The following is a 19,551-nucleotide window of genomic DNA, read 5'->3' on the forward strand; positions in this document are numbered from 1 at the left end:
TCCCCGCTCAAACAAACAATAGCCCATAACAGGGCTATTGATATACTTTTTGTGTAAACCCCATCCTCGCTGATGGGGTTTTTAGTTGCTACTACCCTTTTACAAATTCTGCGATAGCCGCTTTTAATGCCACCATTCCTTCTTGTAGCTCTTCTTGGGTAATAATTAACGACGGTGTAAAACGCATCACATCAGCTCCTGCATTTAACATCATTAAGCCATGTTTAGCAGCAAGACCGAGTAACTCTTTGGCTTTACCTTTATATTGTGGCGCTAATTGCGCACCAATCAATAAACCTTGTCCACGGATTTGCGAAAAGACCTGATACGTTTGATTGATTGACGCTAGCTCATCCACAATCCATTGATAGCGCTTTTCGACACCCTCAAGTACCTCAGGTGTATTAATTAAATCAAATGCGACATTGCCCACTGCACAAGCTAATGGATTGCCACCATAAGTTGTACCATGAGTTCCAACACCCATTGCAGAAGCTATCTCATATGTTGTTAACATCGCACTGAGTGGGAAACCACTTCCCAGCGCTTTGGCGGTTGTAATAATATCTGGTGTCACATCATAGTTCATATAGGCAAAAAGCTTGCCGGTACGCCCCATACCTGTTTGTACTTCATCAAGAACAAGCAGTGCTTGATGCTTATCGCACAACTCACGTAGCCCTCTCATAAACTCAGGCGTTGCTGCTGTTACGCCACCTTCACCTTGAACTGGCTCTAAAACAACGGCGCAAGTGTGGTCATCCATTACCGCTTTAACGGCATCTAAGTCATTAAACGGAACATGCACGATATCGGCAGGCTTAGGACCAAAACCATCCGCATATTTAGGTTGTCCACCAACAGATACTGTAAACAGCGTTCTGCCATGAAATGCATTGTGAAAGGCAATAATTTTTGTTTTATAAGGGCTATGGCGAGTAATGGCATAATGGCGAGCCAATTTAAATGCGGCTTCATTTGCTTCTGCGCCAGAATTGGCAAAAAAGACACGTTCTGCAAATGTGTTATCTATTAATTTTTGTGCTAAACGTAATGCAGGTTCATTCGTGAAAATATTACTGACGTGCCAAAGTTGCTCACTTTGTTCTTTTAAGGCTTGATTTAGAGCAGGATGGGCATGCCCTAGTGCTAAAACCGCAATACCACCAGCAAAATCGATATACGATTTTCCTTGCTGATCCCAAACACGGCTACCCATCCCTTTAACAGGAATAAATTCTGCGGGTGAATAAATTGGCAACATTACTTGATCGTAAGTTGCCCTGTTGATGCTTTGCTTTGTCATTACCCCACCTGATCGTTATTCATATTCAATATGAAAATATAATCACTAAATATGAATAAAAAATCAAATGTGGTTTTGTATAAAAAGGCATTATTTCGCTATTTAAATGCTATCCATTTAATATTTAAGGAAATTATTTAATAGCTCATGTCCTTGTTCACTTAAAATACTTTCTGGGTGAAATTGAACCCCTTCAATTGGAAGTGTACGATGGCGAATTCCCATAATTTCATCAACATTTCCATCATGTTGGCTCCATGCCGTCACTTCAAAAGGTACTGGTAATGTTGTCGCATCAATCACTAAAGAGTGGTAACGCGTCACACTTAAAGGTCGATTCAGTCCCTTAAAAACACCTTGTTGGTTATGATGTATTAATGAATTTTTACCATGCATCACTTCTCGTGCTCTGATAACCGATGCACCAAAAGCTTGCCCTATCGCTTGATGTCCAAGACAAACCCCAAGAATAGGAATTTCACCGGCAAACCGCTGTATAGCCTCAAGAGAGATCCCGGCTTCATCAGGAGTACAAGGTCCTGGCGAGATAACAAGATGTGCTGGCATCATCTTTTCTATCTCTTTAAGTCCGATCTCATCGTTACGCTTAACAACAACCTCAGCACCCAATTCACAGAAATACTGATAGAGGTTGTAGGTAAACGAGTCGTAATTATCAATAAGTAACAGCATATTAGCCTATCCGACTGATTTTCTTATCATTATCTATTTTATTACTATTTTAAAGCGAGTGTAGATTTGCCAAAATAGCTCGTTGTTTAACCGACTTGGGTACAACAAAGCCGATTATCATAGCACAGGTATAAAATATGAATAGTAAGCAAGAAAACCTGCTGATTTATTGCGCAATAACAAGAATGACGGTAATTGATGATGAATAGAGTGATTAATAGCGTAGTGAATACTTATTGCAGGAGATCACACGAAAAAAGGAAGGATAAAAAATATTTTTTTCGTACCAAAAACCCCGGAATGAAAACATTCATTCCGGTTTATATGCATTTTATCTTATCAGAATAAGTAAATATCCTATCCTAATAATGCGTTTATTGTTTTACGACTTCCGCAGATAAAATAGTGACCGTTTTTACAGGCACATTTTGGTAAGGTCCAATATTACGAGTTGGAGTTTGTGAAATTTTATCAACAACATCCATTCCTTTCACAACTTTACCAAATACGGCATAGCCAAAATCACGCTGGCCGTGATCTAAAAATGCATTATCAGCCACATTAATAAAGAACTGGCTGGTTGCGCTGTCTTTATCTGACGTGCGCGCCATGGCAATAGAACCTTTTACATTGCGTAAACCATTGTCGGCTTCATTTTTAATTGGCGCTCTGGTTTGTTTCTGCTGTAAATCAGCAGTAAAACCACCGCCTTGAACCATAAAACCTGGAATAACACGATGAAAAGTGGTGCCGTTATAGTATCCATCTTCGACATACTGAATAAAATTTTTCGTTGTAATTGGGGCTTTTTTATTATCCAGTGATATTTCAATATTGCCTTCAGAGGTGACTAATTTAACGAAGGTTTCTCCCGTTGCCATTGCAAAAGTCGCTGTTGTTAAAGTGCAAGCGGTAACGAAGGTGACAAGAAAACGTTTTAACATGCAGGGATCCTTTACTTTAATAGTCTACAACTTACTTAATATGCAGCGATTCTAATTCGCTGAGGTAAATAGTGCCAATCATTTACCTTTATTTACGCTCAATAAGTCTAATTACGTTATAACAGGGTAAATTTTAATTTTTAAGCACTGTTATAAGTCATTAAATTGCGCCAAAATAGAGCAAATAAATATTTTAGATATTCATTTTCATGCAAAATTGAAATGAGTATGCATGAAAAGCCGCATTATTTCAGAGAGGTTTATACCATAATGGCCCAATTTAACTACCAAAAAGCACATTTCATCATCAGTGCGCCTGATATCCGTCATTTACCACTAGATACAGGAATTGAAATTGCCTTTGCGGGTCGCTCTAATGCCGGTAAATCCAGTGCTTTAAATGCGTTAACCCAACAAAATGGATTAGCCAGAACCAGTAAAACGCCAGGCCGTACTCAATTAATCAACCTTTTCCAAATTGAAGAAGGTTTACGCTTAGTCGATTTACCCGGCTACGGCTATGCTCAAGTTCCTGAAGAAATGAAACGTAAGTGGCAACGCTCTTTAGGTGAATACCTACAAAAAAGAGAGTGCCTAAAAGGTGTCGTTATTTTAATGGATATCCGTCACCCATTAAAAGATCTTGATATGCAAATGATTGACTGGGCTGTAGGCTCAGAACTTCCTACTCTGGTTTTACTGACTAAAGCAGATAAACTCGCATCAGGTGCGCGTAAAAAGCAGTTAATGAGCGTACGTGAAGAGCTGGCAAATAAAGTAGGCGATATCCGCGTAGAATATTTTTCATCATTGAAAAAAATTGGTATTGATAAGCTACGTAACACACTTAATGAATGGTTTTCAGGTTCAGAAGAGCAGCCTACAAATGATGATAACGCTTAATTATCTTCTTTTTCCTCAACGATAGCGTTCTGATCTTCTATTGATAAAAGGGAAATCACTTTTCCCTTTCACTTCTCGCACAAACCACTCCAGTGAATTTTAGGCAAAAAAATGCCCCAGTCGAAATAAAGTCGACTGGGGCAGCTAATATTCAGCTAAATCCGATTACGTGAAGTAAAAGGTCTGAAAGATAGAACATCTTACCTCTGTACCCTACGAGAGATAATGTACTCTATTTTATTGGTTAATAAAAGCCCTTTTGTAATTTTTTTTCACATGCAGACACGATTCAGCAATGTATTTATGTATTCAAACCATAAATAAATGTAGTTTAATTACATAATTATGAGACTTTAATCACTTGTGTGAATATGATTAAAAATAGAACAAATCACACAAAAGGTGCGGTTTATCCTTAATGATTTTGTGATACGCTTATCGCGAGACCGTAGTAAATATGTAATTAGCGATAAAATGAGGTATCCATGGCTGTATTAACGCTCCTGCGTTTTCCAGATGAGCGTCTGCGTAGAGTCGCAGTACCAGTGGAAAAAGTAGATGACGAAATACGCACATTAATCGATGACATGATTGAAACCATGTATGCAGAACGAGGTATTGGCTTAGCGGCACCTCAGGTTAATGTATCTAAACGCATTGTTGTAATTGATGTTTCTGAAAACCGAGATCAACCGATTGCACTTATCAATCCTGAAATTATCAGCACTGAAGATGAAGTGATGGATATGATGGATGGGTGTCTATCTATTCCAGATTCTTTTGCCCCAACAGAGCGTTACCGCTTCTTAAAGGTTAAGGCATTGGATAGAAATGGTGATGAAATTGAACTTGAAGCCTCTGATTTGTTTGCAGGCTGCATTCAGCATGAGTTAGACCATCTTGATGGCAAACTCTTTATTGACCATTTATCTCCGTTAAAACGTCAACGTATTGAGAAAAAACAGAAGAAATTGAGCAAACTGATCGACTCACAAGTTGCTTAATTATTCACTTATCTCTTTTTCACATTTTGATAAGTTTTGACATAAAAAAGCTCGGTAATTAACCGAGCTTTTCTTTTTTCAGGTCTAATACAGATAAATTCTCACTGTTTTTCTCTCCATCCCTTATACAATAGATTTAAAATCTCATCAGTAAATCACTTGAGGAACAAATGGAAAATAGTCGATTTAAGGATTTATGTGAACAACTCAAAGCCGCCGGTGCAACAAACCCAAAATCATGGGCAAATAGTGAATTACAAGAAAACATTCCACAATTTGCACGCTTCCTTGTGTTAAAAGGACTCACAGATATCTATCGTGATGTTGAGGGAAATCTCAGTGAAATAGAGAGTTACTCTGATGAAGCAACCGAAGTACACCAAAAGCTAGCTTCCCAATTTGATAAGCAAGAACTTAAGGAATTGCTGCATTTCTATGGTAAATCAATCATTGGTAAAGTGATTGATATGCTTGATCAAGGTTATCTTTATGACGTGAATGACAATGTAGGTTGGTCTTTGATGGAACTCGATAACAAAGGCACAACAACGGATAGATTAATCCAAGGTTTGCACGAAGACTTTCTTGAATTTGAAGAATCAGAGCTTGATCTAAACACCAAAGCATAAACAAAAAAGGGCACAATCCTGTGCCCTTTTCTCGTTAAGAATAATATTTAAAATCTAGTGTGCTTCATCCCAATTATTACCTACACCCACTTCAACTTTTAACGGAATAGCTAATTCCATACTGCTTTCCATTAATTTGTGGATCATGATATTTGCGTTCTCTAAGTAAGACTCTCGCACTTCAAATACTAATTCATCGTGTACTTGCATAATCATATGCACATAATCAGGGCATTCATTGCAAATCCAGTTATCCACAGCAATCATCGCTTTTTTGATGATATCAGCAGCAGTACCCTGCATTGGGGCATTGATTGCCTCACGCTCTGAAGCTTTACGACGAATTGCATTCTTTGAATTTATTTCTGGTAAATAGAGACGACGACCATCTAACGTTTCAACATAGCCTTGTTCAGAAGCTTGTTTACGTGTGCGCTCCATATAGTCCAAGACACCAGGGTAACGTTCAAAATAGAGATCCATATAACGCTGAGCTTCTCTTCTCTCAACACCAATCTGTTGTGATAAGCCAAATGCACTCATGCCATAAATAAGACCAAAGTTGATCGCTTTCGCACTACGACGTTGTTCAGAGGTCACTTCCTCTAAAGGTATACCAAATACTTCAGATGCGGTTGCACGGTGAATATCTTTACCTTGCGCAAAGGCATCTAACAAACCTTTATCTTGCGATAAATGCGCCATGATCCGCAATTCGATTTGTGAATAGTCGGCAGCAACAATTTTAAAACCTTCACGCGCAATAAATGCTTGGCGAATTCGACGTCCTTCTTCATTTCTCACTGGGATATTTTGAAGATTCGGATCGCGAGAAGATAAACGACCCGTTGCCGTCACCGCTTGATGATATGAAGTATGTACACGCTTCGTCTTACTATTCACCATTAATGGCAATTTATCAGTATAGGTTGATTTTAGTTTTGCAAGACCACGATGCTCTAAAATTAAGCGAGGTAATTCATGGCTATGCGCTAACTCTTCCAATACTTCTTCATTGGTGGATGGTGCCCCTTTCGGGGTTTTCTTGATAACTGGCAATTGCAGTTTATCAAATAAGATTTCTTGTAACTGTTTAGGTGAAGAGAGATTAAACTCTTGTCCCGCTAACGCAAATGTCTCTTTTTCAATTTCAGCTAAACGTTGTGTGATCTCTTGAGATTGAGCAGCTAACACTTGAGCATCAATTAATACCCCTTTGCGTTCCATTCTAGAAAGCACAGGAACTAATGGCATTTCGATATCGCGGTAAACATGTTTAAGAGGCTCGATGGCTTCTATTTGAGGATACAACGCTTGATGAAGTAATAAAGTGATATCCGCATCTTCAGCAGCATATAACGTTGCTTGCTCAACCTCGATTTGGTTAAAAGTCAGTTGGCCTTTACCTTTACCTGCTATCTCTTCAAATGTTGTGGTTTTATGGTTTAAATGTTTTTCAGCCAACGTATCCATATCATGTCGATTACTTACGCTATTTAATACGTAAGATTCCAACATTGTATCAAAATGGATACCGTTTAATTCGATACCTTCATTTTCCATAATACCGCGGTCAAACTTCAAGTTTTGCCCAATTTTTAGAATATTTTTATCTTCTAAAATAGGTTTTAATGCCGCTAGTACATCATTAACTGGAAGCTGGTCTGGAGCATCTAAATACTCATGACGCAGTGGAATATAAGCGGCTTTACCCGGCTCAATAGCAAAAGACAATCCGACTAAGCGAGCATCAATATTATTTAAGCTGTCAGTTTCTGTATCGAATGCAAATGCCGGTGCCTTTTTGAGAAGCTCAACCCATCGCGCTAAGCTCTCGTGCGTTAAGACAGCTTCATAATTCTCTTGTGTAATAACAGGGAAATTAGCTGACGCAGGTACTTCTTTGGGTTTTACAGTTTCTGAGGTGTAAGGCACTGCGACTTTGTGTGTACTACGTTGTGCTAACCAGCCACCATTTTGAAGATCACTTATCCAGCGTTTAAATTCATAACGCGTGAACATATCTAATAGTTGATCTAAATTTGGCTCATTAACCACTAAATCATCAAACGTTTTATCGAGTTCAACATCCGTTTTAATCGTTGCCAGCTTATAAGAAAGTTTTGCCACTTTCTCATGCTCCGCCATTTTTGCGCCAAGTGTTTTGGCACCACGGAAACTCAAGGTTGCGATATTATCAAGCTGTTGATAGATATCATCTAAACTACCAAGTCCTTGTAAAAGACCTAATGCGGTTTTCTCACCCACACCCGGAACACCAGGGATGTTATCTGATGAATCACCCATTAATGCGAGGAAATCAATAATCAGTTCAGGAGGAACGCCATATTTTTCTTTAACTTCATCAGGGCCTAAAATAACGTTGGTCATGGTATTAATAAGCGTGATCTTTGGCGTCACTAATTGCGCCATGTCTTTATCACCTGTGCTTATTAAAACATCACGTCCATCAGCCGCCGCTTTTAGTGCCAATGTTCCAATAACGTCATCTGCTTCCACGCCTGAAATAGATAACAAGGGTAAACCCATTGCTTGCACCATCTCATGTAAAGGCGCTATCTGCTCACGTAAATCATCCGGCATTGGAGGACGATTAGATTTATATTCCTCATACAACTCATCACGGAATGTTTTACCTTTAGCGTCAAACACAACCGCAACATGGCTTGGTTTATACTGTATTATCAGGCTACGTAACATGTTCAACACGCCATACATCGCACCAGTTGGCTCACCTTGGCTATTGGTTAGCGGTGGAAATGCATGATAGGCGCGGTAAAGATATGAGGAGCCATCTACAAGGATAAAGGGGTTTTCTGCTATCTGGACCATAATCTGTTCATCATTGTTCTGAGGTTCGTTGATATGACTAGAATGCCACATCACAGCCCAATAGACGAATATTACCTGTTCTTAAATGCAGAAATTCAGCTTGAATACTCAATTATTTATTATTAGCCGAACTTAACAGAAAAAATAAGTATGAAAGATAAATTAATATTAATTAAAGTACTTTTTTATCAAAAACCACTCCCATTAATCTGATCCTAATTAGAAATAAAGACTAAACAGCAAACTGACGACTTTATTTAGAAAGCATTTAAGATAAAGCCATTGACTCATCATTAATATTAACGGCCATATTAGTGTCATCTTTTCCTACTAAGACTTTATTTTTTTAACCAGCATAAAACAACCTGTGGATAACTCTGTGAGTAGTTTTGTAACTCTCTCTATATTAATAAGTTAGGCTTCTTTTCAATTTATTAACACAATTAAAAAATCAATCACTTAGAGAATTCATTAAGATATTATAAATTAATCATAGTATTTTTTATTAATGTGGATAGTTATATTATGACAAAAATATGAAAGTAAAAAAAATAGCACTCCTATTTCTTGAGTGCTATTTTTCATATAAAATCTATATACTTTTACTTAGTCCATATAGGAAAAGATTAAGCCTATATTATTTTTTCAGCAATAATTGATTCACAATCTCGGAATATGTTTTTGCATACTCTTCTGGTGATTTTGCGCTGATACCATCATTTTTCATTTTATATTTACCGCCAATTATCATGGCTGGAACACCATTGATTTGGAAATCAGCGACAGCGTTTTGTTGTTGGCTAACTAAAGAATTCACCACAAAGCTATTCATTGCAGCATCATAATCTTCGCCTTTAACGCCAGCGTTAATAAAGGCATTACGGATATCGTCTACAGAACGGATAGATTGAGTCTCTTGAATTCCTTTAAATAAAACTGGAGAAACTTGATCTTCAACACCTAATGCCATTGCCACAGCCCAAGAACGCGTTAAATCTTTACCTAAAGGCCCTAAAAAATCAACGTGATAGCGAACAACATTGGTATTTTCTGGCGCATTCTTTTCTACAGTGCTATTAACTTTATACACTTCAGAGAACTGATAGCAGTGTGGGCAATAAAAAGAGAAAAACTCAACAACATCAGGCGCCGAAGCAACAGGTTTAGAAAGGTTAGTGTACTGTTTTCCTTCAGAAATATCGGCAGCAGAAACACTGAATGCCAATACCATACTTGCTAACGCCAGCCAAATCTTTTTCATTTCTCATCGTCTCCTAAGAATTAATACATTGGACTAAGTTGTAAAGGAGGCTCATTTAATTGCTCCACTTGTCCCTTGAATAAGGCTAATTGTTTAAACCAGAAATCTTGCTCTTTAAACCAAACAAAAGCGCGAGGGAAAGCAGGATCATTCCAGCGTTTTAATACCCATGCGAGGTAATGCACCATTCTCATCGCTCTTAGTGGTTCAATTAATGATAATTCACGTAAATCAAAATCTTGGTATTCATAATAAGACTCAAGGATCGTATCTAATTGCATAACCTGCTCTTGCCGTGAGCCGTTTAATAGCATCCAAAAGTCTTGTACCGCAGGTCCCATTCGGGAATCATCAAAATCAACCATTACAACTTCATCACGCCACAATATATTACCGGGATGGCAATCACCATGTAGCCGTAATATTTGCCATGCAGAGTCCTCAATTCTAGGACGCACATCATGAATAAGTTTATCTATAACCTCTATAAATTGGGGTTTGAGGTTATTAGGAATTAACGCACTACTTTCAAATTCTAATTTTGGCGCTATCAGATATTCTGCAATAGAAACTGTCGGTCGATACTCATAACTCTTTTTTCTACCTATTTGATGAATGCGCCCTAATGTGCGTCCTACTTCTTCTAGTTGAAATAAATTATCAGTTTCATATGCTCTTCCCCCTATGCTGGGGAATATTGCAAAATAAAAGCCATCATCAGAAAGATGAATTGTCTCACTATTAATCATTAAAGGGGCAGCAACGGATACTTCAGCCTCTTTTAATGCTAAAACAAATTCATGTTCTTCTTTTATTTGTTCATACGACCAGCGTTGAGGGCGATAAAATTTCACCACATAACGTTGTCGATGTTCATCCATAAATTGAAAAACACGATTTTCATAGCTATTTAATTCCGTTAACCCTGATTCAGGATAAAAACCAATTTTAACTAACGCGTCCCAAATGTGATCAGGTGAAAGTCCCTGAAAATTAAATGAGGCAGACATTTCCATTTTCTATCCTGAATTTAATCTTTAATCACGCCACGAGCACGTAAAATGGCGGTTTTAAAATCTTCTTCGTAATCTTTTTTCAGTCCTGGTATCACATCTGTTGGTGCTGAACCACGCATTTTCAGATGGTAAATCAAAATATCATCAGTCAGATCAGATAATTGACCTTTAAAACCCGCTTCATCAGCCAGTTTCTGCAATAATTGAACTAAGTTTAAATCAGAATTCTCTTCCCAAACTGGGTGCAGTAATTCCATAACTTCATTAAGACGGTGACATTTCATACAAAAAATCCTTATTATTAATTACAACAACAAAGTACCAATTATTATCCGATAGAAAAAGGAAACCTCTGTCAATATGCGTAAAGATTACGCTTTTTTGATAAAAATTGCTGTCGCTTTACATGAAATCTCATTAAGTCGATATTTTTTATTAGTATATCGTCTTTACTTGATAAAAATCGTTCGGAAATTTTAGCCAATTTATTCACAAATATTGAATATGAAAATGAAGAATATTACAGGTGGTATACTTGCGGGTGGGCAAGCAACACGAATGGGAGGTGCTGATAAAGGGCTTCAAATTCTACATGGACAGCCTTTATACCACCATATAGCCCAAAAACTAGCACCTCAAGTTGATAGCATACTGATTAGTGCTAACCGAAATTTAGAACAATATCGCCAAAGCCAATATCCCGTTATTACAGATGAAATAGAGGGATTTTCAGGGCCTTTAGCTGGCATGCTTACGTTATTAAAGCAAGCATCAACACCTTGGGTTGCCTTTGTACCTTGTGATGTCCCCTATTTTCCTCTTGATTTAGTTGAAAAACTCTATGAACAAAGAGGAGAGGCATTAGCCGTTTATGTTGATGATGGTGAAAGAGAGCATCCTACCTTAGCACTGTTAAATCGTCGTATTATTCCTATGCTAGAAGCTTATTTAGCACAAGGAGATCGAAAATTAATGTTGTTTATGAAGCAGATAAATGCGCACCCTGTTTTGTTCGCAGATCAAGCAAATGCTTTTATTAATTTAAATACCCCTGACGATATTGAAAAAGCCAACAAATTAAAAAAATAGGAATGAAAAATATGGCACAAGTAGATTTACCCCTTTTAGGGATCACGGCGTGGAGTGGAACAGGTAAAACGACACTACTAAAACAGCTTATTCCACAATTACGCAAAAGAGAAATTCGTGTAGGCATGATCAAACACACTCATCATGATATGGATGTGGATAAACCCGGAAAAGACAGCTACGAACTTAGAAAAGCTGGAGCAGACCAAACATTAGTCGCAAGCCAACAACGTTGGGCATTAATGACTGAAACGCCAGAACTCCCAGAATTAGATTTGTATTACCTCGCTTCTCGCTTTGATGCGAGTAAGCTGGATTTAATCTTAGTGGAAGGATTTAAAGGCGAAACTATTCCTAAAATTGCTCTTTATCGCCATATCAACGAACGGAATTTTAATGATTTACTTGATGAGCATGTTATTGCAGTCGCCAGTGATTGTGATTTAAACGTCGATTTTCCATTACTCGATATCAACGCACCTGAGGCTATCGCAGAGTTTATTGCAGATTGGCTGAAGCGTATGAAATAAAAATCTCAAATAATAAAGCGCCCTATAAAGGCGCTTTATTTTTGATTATTTATTTTTTGAATTAATAAAATTAACAGCAATAGAGTTTGGATACTTATTTTTTAACTTTGCTATATATGATAATAGTTTATTGTACGATTTTTTATCCACAGAATATATATATGCCAACATTCCATTCATGTAAGAAAAATTGCTTAACTTATCAGTGAACAAATAGTGTAATTTAACCCGCACTTCTCTATATTTTACCCGCCCAATACCTAAGCTATTTTCAGAGAGAATAAGTCCAGTTACTTTTTTTTGTTTTTTTGTTCCACTAATAACAGTTTTTTGAGAATTAATTTTAAAATCCTCATCAGAAATGATAGTTCCAATAAATTGTTTTGTTTTTGTAATTTTTAAAGCTGTATTCGCTGAAAAAGTCATATCATCAGCATAACGAGTATAAACGATACCTTTAGGTCCGGCATACCCTTGAATCCTAGAATCCAGTTTTGCACATACTAAATTTGCAAGTTTTGGTGATGTTGGAGCACCTTGAGGTAATCCCCCTTTATAAGTACATAAATTAGTTAATAGGACTGATAGTTGCTTGTTATAACCTATTGAACTGAATACTCCATATATTTTAGATGCTGCAATACTAGGAAAAAAATTTTCAAGATCTATAGTTAAAATATAATTGGATCCGATATGAGGACGGGCGTTATCTAAAATAGATGAGCCTCTCTCAAATCCTTTAGCACAAGACGATGATGAAAGCTTATCCAATATATTTCTTAAAATCCATGCTTGTATAGCTTTAAGATCTCTTGATGGTTGAGAAATTAAACGAGATTTACCAGTCACTTTAGGAATTGAAAATACTTTATAGTGTAGATCTGCCGTTGCTGAAAGGTAACGAATTTTAGCTGATGATAGCCTAGATTCATTAGCAAAATCATCCACTGATACCATTGCAGGTAAACCAAGGTTTTTTAGGCTATAAATATTTTTTGAAGTCATGTGGTATTACACCCTTACGCCTCAAGACGCGGAGGAAAATGTGCAGATCCAGAAACTACGGTATTCTGGTGATGCACATTTTCATACGGCATAAAATCAGATTATGTGCAGGATAGCGAAACGCTATCCAATGAACATTATGTTCATTCGCTAAGGGTGTATACCGTTTACAATCCTATCATAGCGTATACTCGCATTTCTACGATTTTCTGCATTTAATATTTCAATTCTTACTTTATCTAGATTTTTGTTATTAAAAGTATTTCTAACATAATCAGCCCCCAGTGAAGTCACTTGATATCCAGATACCGTTCTAGAAATATATTTTTTTAAAGCCAACCTACCTAATGAAGATTTTGTTGCGATATCTGATAATACTTTATCTTGCTTCGTTGCATAGCCAATCAATTTCGATAACATCGTATTATCTATTTTATCTAGCAAATAAATACACGGAAGAATAAAGTTTTCGGCTTCAAGTATATTCGCTACATTTTTTTCTACTGGATACTCTCTTCTGATTTTTGCAATGTAGTTATTAATATTTTTATAAATTCGATCACTTTCTATTGGGTTTGTCAAATGCTCATAATTAATATGAACAACTTTTCCAGTTTTTGATGATTTTATCAATCTATATGGACCATAATTTATAAAACTTTTATTACTCTTATATTTTTGATTTGATAAAACAATCATTTTCTGAGCTAATTTTTCATTATTAGAGAAAGCTCCAATTTCTGCAAATGAGCCAGGACTTTCTGGAAATAAAACAATTGCATCAACATTATCCGCCAAGATACTTTCGAGTTTTAGTAAACTATGCTGTCCTTGCCCTGCTAACAAATCATCAAAAAGATCCTCAGGATACAATAACTCATATCTAGGATAATGACTCAGAATAGTAGCCATTTTTGAGCGAGCTGTTTCGCTATTTTTTATATCTGCGCCACATAAGAATATAGATATTTTTCTTCTATTCCTAGGAACGAAAATTATATCTTTGACAACATCAGCAATATTTTTTAAATCCTCATCACTCAAAGATTTATTCATGTGACTTTATCTCTTAAAAAATTATACCACCTTAAATAACATTAATATCATGAAGATGAATTTATTTAAATTAAAAATTAATTTTTTATCTTATTTAATAAAATCAACTCCATAAAAATATTGAACTTACTTATCTAAGCAAAAATAATTGCTTGATAAGGCTGAAGAATAAGGTTGCCTTGAGCATCTTCCACTATTGGGCTGTTATGCAAATAAATATCTTTAGCTTTAATGGTTAGTGCTTTATCTTCGCCACTAAAATTACAGTAAATATTGACTGAGTTACCTTTATAAGTACGCTTAAAAGCAATCACATTTTCTGGTGAATCTAATGGTAAAAACTCACCGTAAATCAGAATATCACTGATCTCTGAATGTCGTCTTAATGCAATTAATTGTTGGTAATAAGCGAAAAGAGAGTGCTTATCTTGTGTTTCTTGCTGCGCATTAATATCGACATAGTTAGGGTTAACTTTTAACCAAGGTTTACCTGTACTAAAACCCCCATTTATTTCACTATTCCATTGGAAAGGTGTTCTTGAATTATCACGGCTACGACCATTAAAGTATTCAACAATTTGCTTGTCGCTATAACCTAATTTATTGCCCCATTTATGCAATTTAAAAACATGCAAATCATCATGTTCCTCTAATGTCATCGGACAATTTGTCATACCGATTTCTTGCCCTTGATAAATAAAAGGCGTTCCTCGTTGAGTTAATAAAAATGTCGCTAACATTTTGGCACTAATCGGATTAATGCCTCCTTTAGGGAGAAATTTATTTAATGAACGCGGTTGATCGTGATTTTCTAAATAAGGCGCGCCCCAACCTACTCGTTGAGTATCTAATTGGCTTTTAATAAAGACAGGTTTTAATCTTTCGCCCGTGATTGGATTAATGGTAAATGGCTTTTCATTGCGAATATCTAAGTCAGCAATACTAAAATCAAATACCATCGAGAAATAACCATTCTCACCAACATAAGCACGTAAATCTTTTTCGGGCACATCAATTTCTGCAACTGTCATACTATTTGCAGGCTTAAAAGTATTCTCAACTAATTCCGTTAAGAACTTATCAATACCAGGTTGATTTAAAACCCAAGGCACTAAAGATGCAGAACCGTCATCTTTATCAGCTTCAAATTGATATTCAGATAAGGCTTCAGGAGATTTTTTTAAATTACCAATCGCATCAATACGAAATCCAGCAACACCTTTTTTGATCCAGACATTAATCATATTGATAATGTCTTTACGTAATTGTGGATTTTCCCAATTTAAGTCCGGCTGTTCAGGACCAAATGAATTGAAATACCAACGATTAGTTTTTCCAACACGACTCCAAACAGAGCAGTCAAAATAAGTGCGTAAATTATTAGGGGGAGTCGGTTTATCCCATTGTTTAAAAATATAATAATCGGCATATGGGCTATTAGGATCTTCAATTGCCGCTTTAAACCACGGATGCTCATCAGAAGAGTGATTTAATACTAAATCTAACAGTATTTTAATATCTCGTTTTTTAGCTTCGCTAATAAGCTTATCTAACGCGTTATTATCCCCAAAGATAGGATCGACAACAGAATAATCTGCAATATCATAACCATTGTCTTTCATTGGCGATTTAAAAATGGGACATAACCAAATAACATTTGTACCGAGTGACTGAATATAATCTAATTTCTCTGTGATCCCTGCTAAATCCCCAACACCATCCCCGTTACTATCATAATAACTCTTGGGATAAATTTGATAGACCACCGCTTCTTTCCACCAAGTATTAGACATATTCGCCTCACTAAGGTAATTAGTATATATGGAACAGTTCCATAGTTAATATAAGATACTATAAGCACTAAAAGAGAGAGGAAGGTAATTAACATACTAAAATGTGAAATGGCTCATACTAAAAAAACACAATTACCTCAATAAAGATGGGTTTGTCATAATCATATTAAGATATATTAGGTCATCAACTAATTGAAAGGAGCAACAGCATACTCAATGGCCGGGATCCGTGATGTCGCAAAAAAAGCCAATGTCGCAGCAAGTACTGTCTCTAGAGCATTAAATAACAGTGGTTATGTATCTCAAGCTGCACGAGAAAAAATAAAGAAAGCGGTAGAGGAATTAGATTATATTCCCGATACTTGGCTAAGAAATTTATATCAACAAAAAAGTGCCGTTGTTGGTGTTATTATTAATAGCCTTGAATACCCTTATTTTGCGACAGTAACCCGTTTTATTGAGAATAAGCTCGCTGAAAATGGCTATAGCATGATGTTATGTGCAACACAAAATAGCAAAGTACGCGAACGTATATTTTTTGATATGCTTAAACGCGGTCAGATCGACGGTATTATTGCAGAATATCTGTTATTGGATGATAGTGAATATCAGCATATTCAAAGGCCTGTGGTAACACTAGATCGTCATCTTCGTGATATTCCATTAGTTTGCTCTGATCACCATACTGGCGGTCGATTAGCAGCGGAACACCTTATTCAAAAAGGTTGCCAAAAAATCCTCTATATTGAAGATAACTCAAGTTATTTATCATCAACACCTTCATACCAAAGCTGTTTAGCTTTTAAAGAAACGCTTATTCAGGCAGGTATTAAACCTATTCCATGCAAAGTAAATTGGAAAGAAGAAGAGAAAGATTATTTTCACTCTTTTGCCACAAAAATACTTTCTGTGCATTCAGATATTGATGCCATTTTTGCCGCTGATATTCCAGCAATGGCATTATTTAATGAAGCAACAAGACGAAATATTGCCATTCCAGAACAATTAAAAATCGTTGCTTACGATGGAAGCCCTTGGCTAAATCAGACACTGCGCCAATTAACTTGTATTGAACAACCCTTTGAACGATTAGCTGAAAAAAGCGTAGAAGTGATTAGTGCATTAATTGAGAATAAAAAAATAACAGATAGCGTCTCTGTTATTCCAGTGAAATTTATTCAAGGTGAAAGTAGTTAAATCTTGTAAAATTAAAATGTAATAACACTTTGTCTTAATACTTCAGTTTTTTCAAAATTTTCTTTTAATTTTCAGCACATTGTTTTGGTACCCCTACCAATACCATAAAAAACGCCAAAGAAAGTTGCCCCTCTTTGGCGTTTTATTCGATTATGTTTTACTTCAAAATTGAGTAAAAGCTACCGTTCTTATTTTGCAGGACGAACAGCGATAACTTCAATTTCTACACGCCATGCTGGATTTGCCAGTTTAGCGATTTGGAACGTTGAACGAGCTGGCAGTTGTTCAGTTTTCGAAGCATCAAAGTACTTAGAATAACCGTCCATAAAGCCTTTAAAGTCCATCTCACCTTTAGTTTCTTCACCACCGACTAAGAAGACTTGCATTTTAACAACGTCTTTCATGTCTAAGCCAAGTTCATTCAAGTGAGTTTTGATTTGCTCTAATACACTGATAGTTTGTTCTTCAGTGTTACCATAAGAAGCTAATACACCTTCTGGCGCATCTGCTGATTTCTTAGCAGGTACTTTTCCGCTTAAGAAAACAAGGTTGTTACCTGCACTAACTTCAACAGATTCCGAAATAGGCATACCGTTTAATTTATGGTGCACAACACCCTCCGCATTCGCACTTGCTACACCAAAAATAAAAGGTAGGGCAACAAGTAAACTTTTATAGCGCATGAAAACTCCTTAACATGTTTAATTTACAGTAAAACAAGGGGTTACTTATTTCTTAAAACGATCCATACTAAATGGCGTTGGATCAATAACTGGTTTTTTGCCCGTTACGATATCAGCAGTCACTTCACCTGCTGCTGGGCCTTCGGTCATACCCCATACTGTCGCGGTATTGATAACCAGACCTGGGTATTCTTTGACCTCAGAAATAATTGGTAATTCATCAAATGTTGGGCTAACAACAGCACCCCAACGTTCAACAACTTGTGATTTTTCAAATACTGGGAATTCTGCTTTCATTCTTTGGAATACAGCATCTAAGTGCTCAGTATTTTGTGTTGCTGTTGCAATACGATATTGTTCAAACGGTGTTTTTTCATCTAATTTCCAAGATGTTGCCATCTTGAATGAATTAAATAAATCTTCACCGATAGAGAATTCTAATGGCAGCTCACCACCACCTAACAGGTGCATGAACTTAGGCCCTAACAAGAAGCTATCTTTCACGATAGAACTTGTGAAAATACGTGGTGCGACAGCATAAGTACCATCGGCTTGTTCACGGAAGTGAATACCATTTGGTAAATGCACGTTGCCACGAGGTGCACCCGGAACGCCTGATACACGTTGTTGTGATAAGTAAACATTCAGCGTTGGAATATCAATGCCCATGTTACCCATAAATAAACGTGACCAAATACCACCCGCAAGAACAACGTGAGATGTTCTAATTGCGCCTTTTTCTGTTACAACATCAGAAATTTTACCACCCGCAGTTTCGATGCCTCTTACCGCGCAGTTGGTGTAGATTTTTACGCCGATTTGCTTAGCGTAGCGAGCTAATGCAGGAGTTCCCGTTTCTGGATCAACAGAACCTGAGTCTTCTTCAAAAGCGGCTACAGTCCATGGTGTTTGCGCACCAACAAGACGGTTTGATAGCTCTTCACCTTTAATAATGCGAGTATTTAATGGTGTATCAAATCCAGCCGTTTCTTTTGCTGTTTTGATCCACGCTTGAGCTTTATCAAACGCTTTTTCATCAGCAAGGGCTTCTACTCGACCTTGTGTACGATAACTGGTATCAGCACCAATTTTCTCGTTCATTCCACGCCATAAGATTTTCCCGTAATGATGTAATGGGAAAATTTCTGGTGATGTCTGATAACTAATAATTTGGCTGTATGCTCGGCCCGATTGTTCACCGCCAATCTCGCCTTTTTCTAAAATAGTGACACTCATGCCACGTTCTGCAAGGTTGATAGCGGTCATGATACCTTGGATACCAGCACCGATAATCACTGCATCAGACTCTTTAGGCAGAGCACCCTCTGTACCTTCGACAAATGATACTCTAGATTTAGTTTCAACGAATTTGCCATCACGGCGAACCATTGGAACTAACGCAGCACCACCAGCTAAAACGCCCGCAGCACCAACACCTAAAAGCAGCTTTCTCCTTGAAATTTTCATCTTCTACCTCAGTAATGGATTTACCATTTATATTTATAATGTTATTAATTTGTATCTTTAAAAGTGGATATTATCATAGTTCATTACATTGTTAATAATTATAATTATTTGTTAACCATTTC

18 protein-coding genes are annotated in these 19,551 nt (G+C 36.8%); 6 read left to right on the forward strand and 12 right to left on the reverse strand.

Annotated features, from left to right (window positions below; all coding sequences use genetic code 11):
• Positions 1 to 91: 91 nt before the first annotated feature.
• From argD to ppiA, 3 genes are all read right to left on the reverse strand, one after another.
• Positions 92 to 1,306 (reverse strand): bifunctional acetylornithine/succinyldiaminopimelate transaminase, encoded by a 1,215-nt coding sequence (gene argD, locus EHE21_RS17335; RefSeq protein ID WP_088494370.1) that lies wholly within the window; start codon positions 1,304 to 1,306, stop codon positions 92 to 94.
• A 117-nt stretch (positions 1,307 to 1,423) separates the two neighbouring features.
• Positions 1,424 to 1,999 carry an aminodeoxychorismate synthase component II gene (locus tag EHE21_RS17340; RefSeq protein WP_036933913.1) on the reverse strand — a complete coding sequence of 192 codons (576 nt, stop codon included), beginning with the start codon at positions 1,997 to 1,999 and terminating at the stop codon, positions 1,424 to 1,426.
• Positions 2,000 to 2,373: 374 nt separating this feature from the next.
• Positions 2,374 to 2,943 carry a peptidylprolyl isomerase A gene (gene ppiA, locus EHE21_RS17345; protein WP_072064793.1) on the reverse strand — a complete coding sequence of 190 codons (570 nt, stop codon included), beginning with the start codon at positions 2,941 to 2,943 and terminating at the stop codon, positions 2,374 to 2,376.
• A gap of 270 nt (positions 2,944 to 3,213) precedes the next feature.
• Between ppiA and yihA the strand changes: the two genes are divergently transcribed.
• The 3 genes from yihA to EHE21_RS17360 all read left to right on the forward strand — a co-directional run bounded on the left by yihA (position 3,214) and on the right by EHE21_RS17360 (position 5,479).
• Positions 3,214 to 3,846, forward strand: coding sequence for a ribosome biogenesis GTP-binding protein YihA/YsxC (gene yihA / locus EHE21_RS17350; RefSeq protein ID WP_075673327.1), 633 nt, complete (start codon positions 3,214 to 3,216; stop codon positions 3,844 to 3,846).
• Positions 3,847 to 4,331: 485 nt separating this feature from the next.
• Entirely contained in the window at positions 4,332 to 4,850 is a 519-nt protein-coding gene (gene def, locus EHE21_RS17355; protein ID WP_075673328.1) for a peptide deformylase, read from the forward strand.
• 170 nt (positions 4,851 to 5,020) lie between these two features.
• Complete coding sequence (locus EHE21_RS17360; RefSeq protein ID WP_194951367.1) at positions 5,021 to 5,479, forward strand: hypothetical protein; 459 nt, start codon at positions 5,021 to 5,023, stop codon at positions 5,477 to 5,479.
• Between the two features lie 54 nt (positions 5,480 to 5,533).
• Here the strand turns inward: EHE21_RS17360 and polA are convergent, their stop codons facing one another.
• The 4 genes from polA to EHE21_RS17380 all read right to left on the reverse strand — a co-directional run bounded on the left by polA (position 5,534) and on the right by EHE21_RS17380 (position 10,893).
• Entirely contained in the window at positions 5,534 to 8,332 is a 2,799-nt protein-coding gene (polA, locus tag EHE21_RS17365; RefSeq protein WP_194951368.1) for a DNA polymerase I, read from the reverse strand.
• 637 nt (positions 8,333 to 8,969) lie between these two features.
• A complete protein-coding gene (gene dsbA / locus EHE21_RS17370; RefSeq protein WP_194951369.1) occupies positions 8,970 to 9,593 on the reverse strand; it encodes a thiol:disulfide interchange protein DsbA in 624 nt (207 codons plus the stop codon).
• Between the two features lie 20 nt (positions 9,594 to 9,613).
• Entirely contained in the window at positions 9,614 to 10,609 is a 996-nt protein-coding gene (locus EHE21_RS17375; RefSeq protein ID WP_194951370.1) for a serine/threonine protein kinase, read from the reverse strand.
• A gap of 14 nt (positions 10,610 to 10,623) precedes the next feature.
• Entirely contained in the window at positions 10,624 to 10,893 is a 270-nt protein-coding gene (locus EHE21_RS17380) for a YihD family protein (protein ID WP_075673332.1), read from the reverse strand.
• A gap of 220 nt (positions 10,894 to 11,113) precedes the next feature.
• On the opposite strand from EHE21_RS17380, the gene mobA reads away from it, so the two are divergent.
• The gene (gene mobA, locus EHE21_RS17385; RefSeq protein WP_088494366.1) at positions 11,114 to 11,698 is read left to right on the forward strand and encodes a molybdenum cofactor guanylyltransferase MobA; all 585 of its coding nucleotides are present in this window, start codon (positions 11,114 to 11,116) and stop codon (positions 11,696 to 11,698) included.
• An 11-nt stretch (positions 11,699 to 11,709) separates the two neighbouring features.
• A complete protein-coding gene (mobB, locus tag EHE21_RS17390) occupies positions 11,710 to 12,228 on the forward strand; it encodes a molybdopterin-guanine dinucleotide biosynthesis protein MobB (protein ID WP_194951371.1) in 519 nt (172 codons plus the stop codon).
• 45 nt (positions 12,229 to 12,273) lie between these two features.
• Here the strand turns inward: mobB and EHE21_RS17395 are convergent, their stop codons facing one another.
• From EHE21_RS17395 to EHE21_RS17405, 3 genes are all read right to left on the reverse strand, one after another.
• Positions 12,274 to 13,233, reverse strand: a complete 960-nt coding sequence (locus tag EHE21_RS17395; RefSeq protein ID WP_194951372.1) for a retron St85 family RNA-directed DNA polymerase — start codon at positions 13,231 to 13,233, stop codon at positions 12,274 to 12,276.
• A 150-nt stretch (positions 13,234 to 13,383) separates the two neighbouring features.
• The gene (locus EHE21_RS17400; protein ID WP_194951373.1) at positions 13,384 to 14,289 is read right to left on the reverse strand and encodes a retron St85 family effector protein; all 906 of its coding nucleotides are present in this window, start codon (positions 14,287 to 14,289) and stop codon (positions 13,384 to 13,386) included.
• Positions 14,290 to 14,423: 134 nt separating this feature from the next.
• Positions 14,424 to 16,082: an alpha-glucosidase gene (locus tag EHE21_RS17405; RefSeq protein WP_194951374.1), complete on the reverse strand. Its 1,659-nt coding sequence runs from the start codon at positions 16,080 to 16,082 to the stop codon at positions 14,424 to 14,426.
• Positions 16,083 to 16,298: 216 nt separating this feature from the next.
• Between EHE21_RS17405 and EHE21_RS17410 the strand changes: the two genes are divergently transcribed.
• Positions 16,299 to 17,279 (forward strand): LacI family DNA-binding transcriptional regulator, encoded by a 981-nt coding sequence (locus EHE21_RS17410; protein ID WP_194951375.1) that lies wholly within the window; start codon positions 16,299 to 16,301, stop codon positions 17,277 to 17,279.
• A 188-nt stretch (positions 17,280 to 17,467) separates the two neighbouring features.
• On the opposite strand, the gene EHE21_RS17415 is transcribed toward EHE21_RS17410, so the two are convergent.
• Positions 17,468 to 17,962, reverse strand: coding sequence for a RidA family protein (locus EHE21_RS17415; RefSeq protein WP_069369589.1), 495 nt, complete (start codon positions 17,960 to 17,962; stop codon positions 17,468 to 17,470).
• 45 nt (positions 17,963 to 18,007) lie between these two features.
• Positions 18,008 to 19,429 (reverse strand): NAD(P)/FAD-dependent oxidoreductase, encoded by a 1,422-nt coding sequence (locus EHE21_RS17420; protein ID WP_194951376.1) that lies wholly within the window; start codon positions 19,427 to 19,429, stop codon positions 18,008 to 18,010.
• Between the last annotated feature and the right edge of the window lie 122 nt (positions 19,430 to 19,551).

This window comes from Proteus sp. GOKU, assembly GCF_015475555.1.
Classification (GTDB): domain Bacteria; phylum Pseudomonadota; class Gammaproteobacteria; order Enterobacterales; family Enterobacteriaceae; genus Proteus; species Proteus mirabilis_B.

Bases quoted from the DNA above. Each gene is read 5' to 3' on its own strand.
- argD (WP_088494370.1), bottom strand. From the start codon at position 1,306: ATGACAAAGCAAAGCATCAACAGGGCAACTTACGATCAAGTAATGTTG.
- EHE21_RS17340 (WP_036933913.1), bottom strand. From the start codon at position 1,999: ATGCTGTTACTTATTGATAATTACGACTCGTTTACCTACAACCTCTAT.
- ppiA (WP_072064793.1), bottom strand. From the start codon at position 2,943: ATGTTAAAACGTTTTCTTGTCACCTTCGTTACCGCTTGCACTTTAACA.
- yihA (WP_075673327.1), top strand. From the start codon at position 3,214: ATGGCCCAATTTAACTACCAAAAAGCACATTTCATCATCAGTGCGCCT.
- def (WP_075673328.1), top strand. From the start codon at position 4,332: ATGGCTGTATTAACGCTCCTGCGTTTTCCAGATGAGCGTCTGCGTAGA.
- EHE21_RS17360 (WP_194951367.1), top strand. From the start codon at position 5,021: ATGGAAAATAGTCGATTTAAGGATTTATGTGAACAACTCAAAGCCGCC.
- polA (WP_194951368.1), bottom strand. From the start codon at position 8,332: ATGGTCCAGATAGCAGAAAACCCCTTTATCCTTGTAGATGGCTCCTCA.
- dsbA (WP_194951369.1), bottom strand. From the start codon at position 9,593: ATGAAAAAGATTTGGCTGGCGTTAGCAAGTATGGTATTGGCATTCAGT.
- EHE21_RS17375 (WP_194951370.1), bottom strand. From the start codon at position 10,609: ATGGAAATGTCTGCCTCATTTAATTTTCAGGGACTTTCACCTGATCAC.
- EHE21_RS17380 (WP_075673332.1), bottom strand. From the start codon at position 10,893: ATGAAATGTCACCGTCTTAATGAAGTTATGGAATTACTGCACCCAGTT.
- mobA (WP_088494366.1), top strand. From the start codon at position 11,114: ATGAAAATGAAGAATATTACAGGTGGTATACTTGCGGGTGGGCAAGCA.
- mobB (WP_194951371.1), top strand. From the start codon at position 11,710: ATGGCACAAGTAGATTTACCCCTTTTAGGGATCACGGCGTGGAGTGGA.
- EHE21_RS17395 (WP_194951372.1), bottom strand. From the start codon at position 13,233: ATGACTTCAAAAAATATTTATAGCCTAAAAAACCTTGGTTTACCTGCA.
- EHE21_RS17400 (WP_194951373.1), bottom strand. From the start codon at position 14,289: ATGAATAAATCTTTGAGTGATGAGGATTTAAAAAATATTGCTGATGTT.
- EHE21_RS17405 (WP_194951374.1), bottom strand. From the start codon at position 16,082: ATGTCTAATACTTGGTGGAAAGAAGCGGTGGTCTATCAAATTTATCCC.
- EHE21_RS17410 (WP_194951375.1), top strand. From the start codon at position 16,299: ATGGCCGGGATCCGTGATGTCGCAAAAAAAGCCAATGTCGCAGCAAGT.
- EHE21_RS17415 (WP_069369589.1), bottom strand. From the start codon at position 17,962: ATGCGCTATAAAAGTTTACTTGTTGCCCTACCTTTTATTTTTGGTGTA.
- EHE21_RS17420 (WP_194951376.1), bottom strand. From the start codon at position 19,429: ATGAAAATTTCAAGGAGAAAGCTGCTTTTAGGTGTTGGTGCTGCGGGC.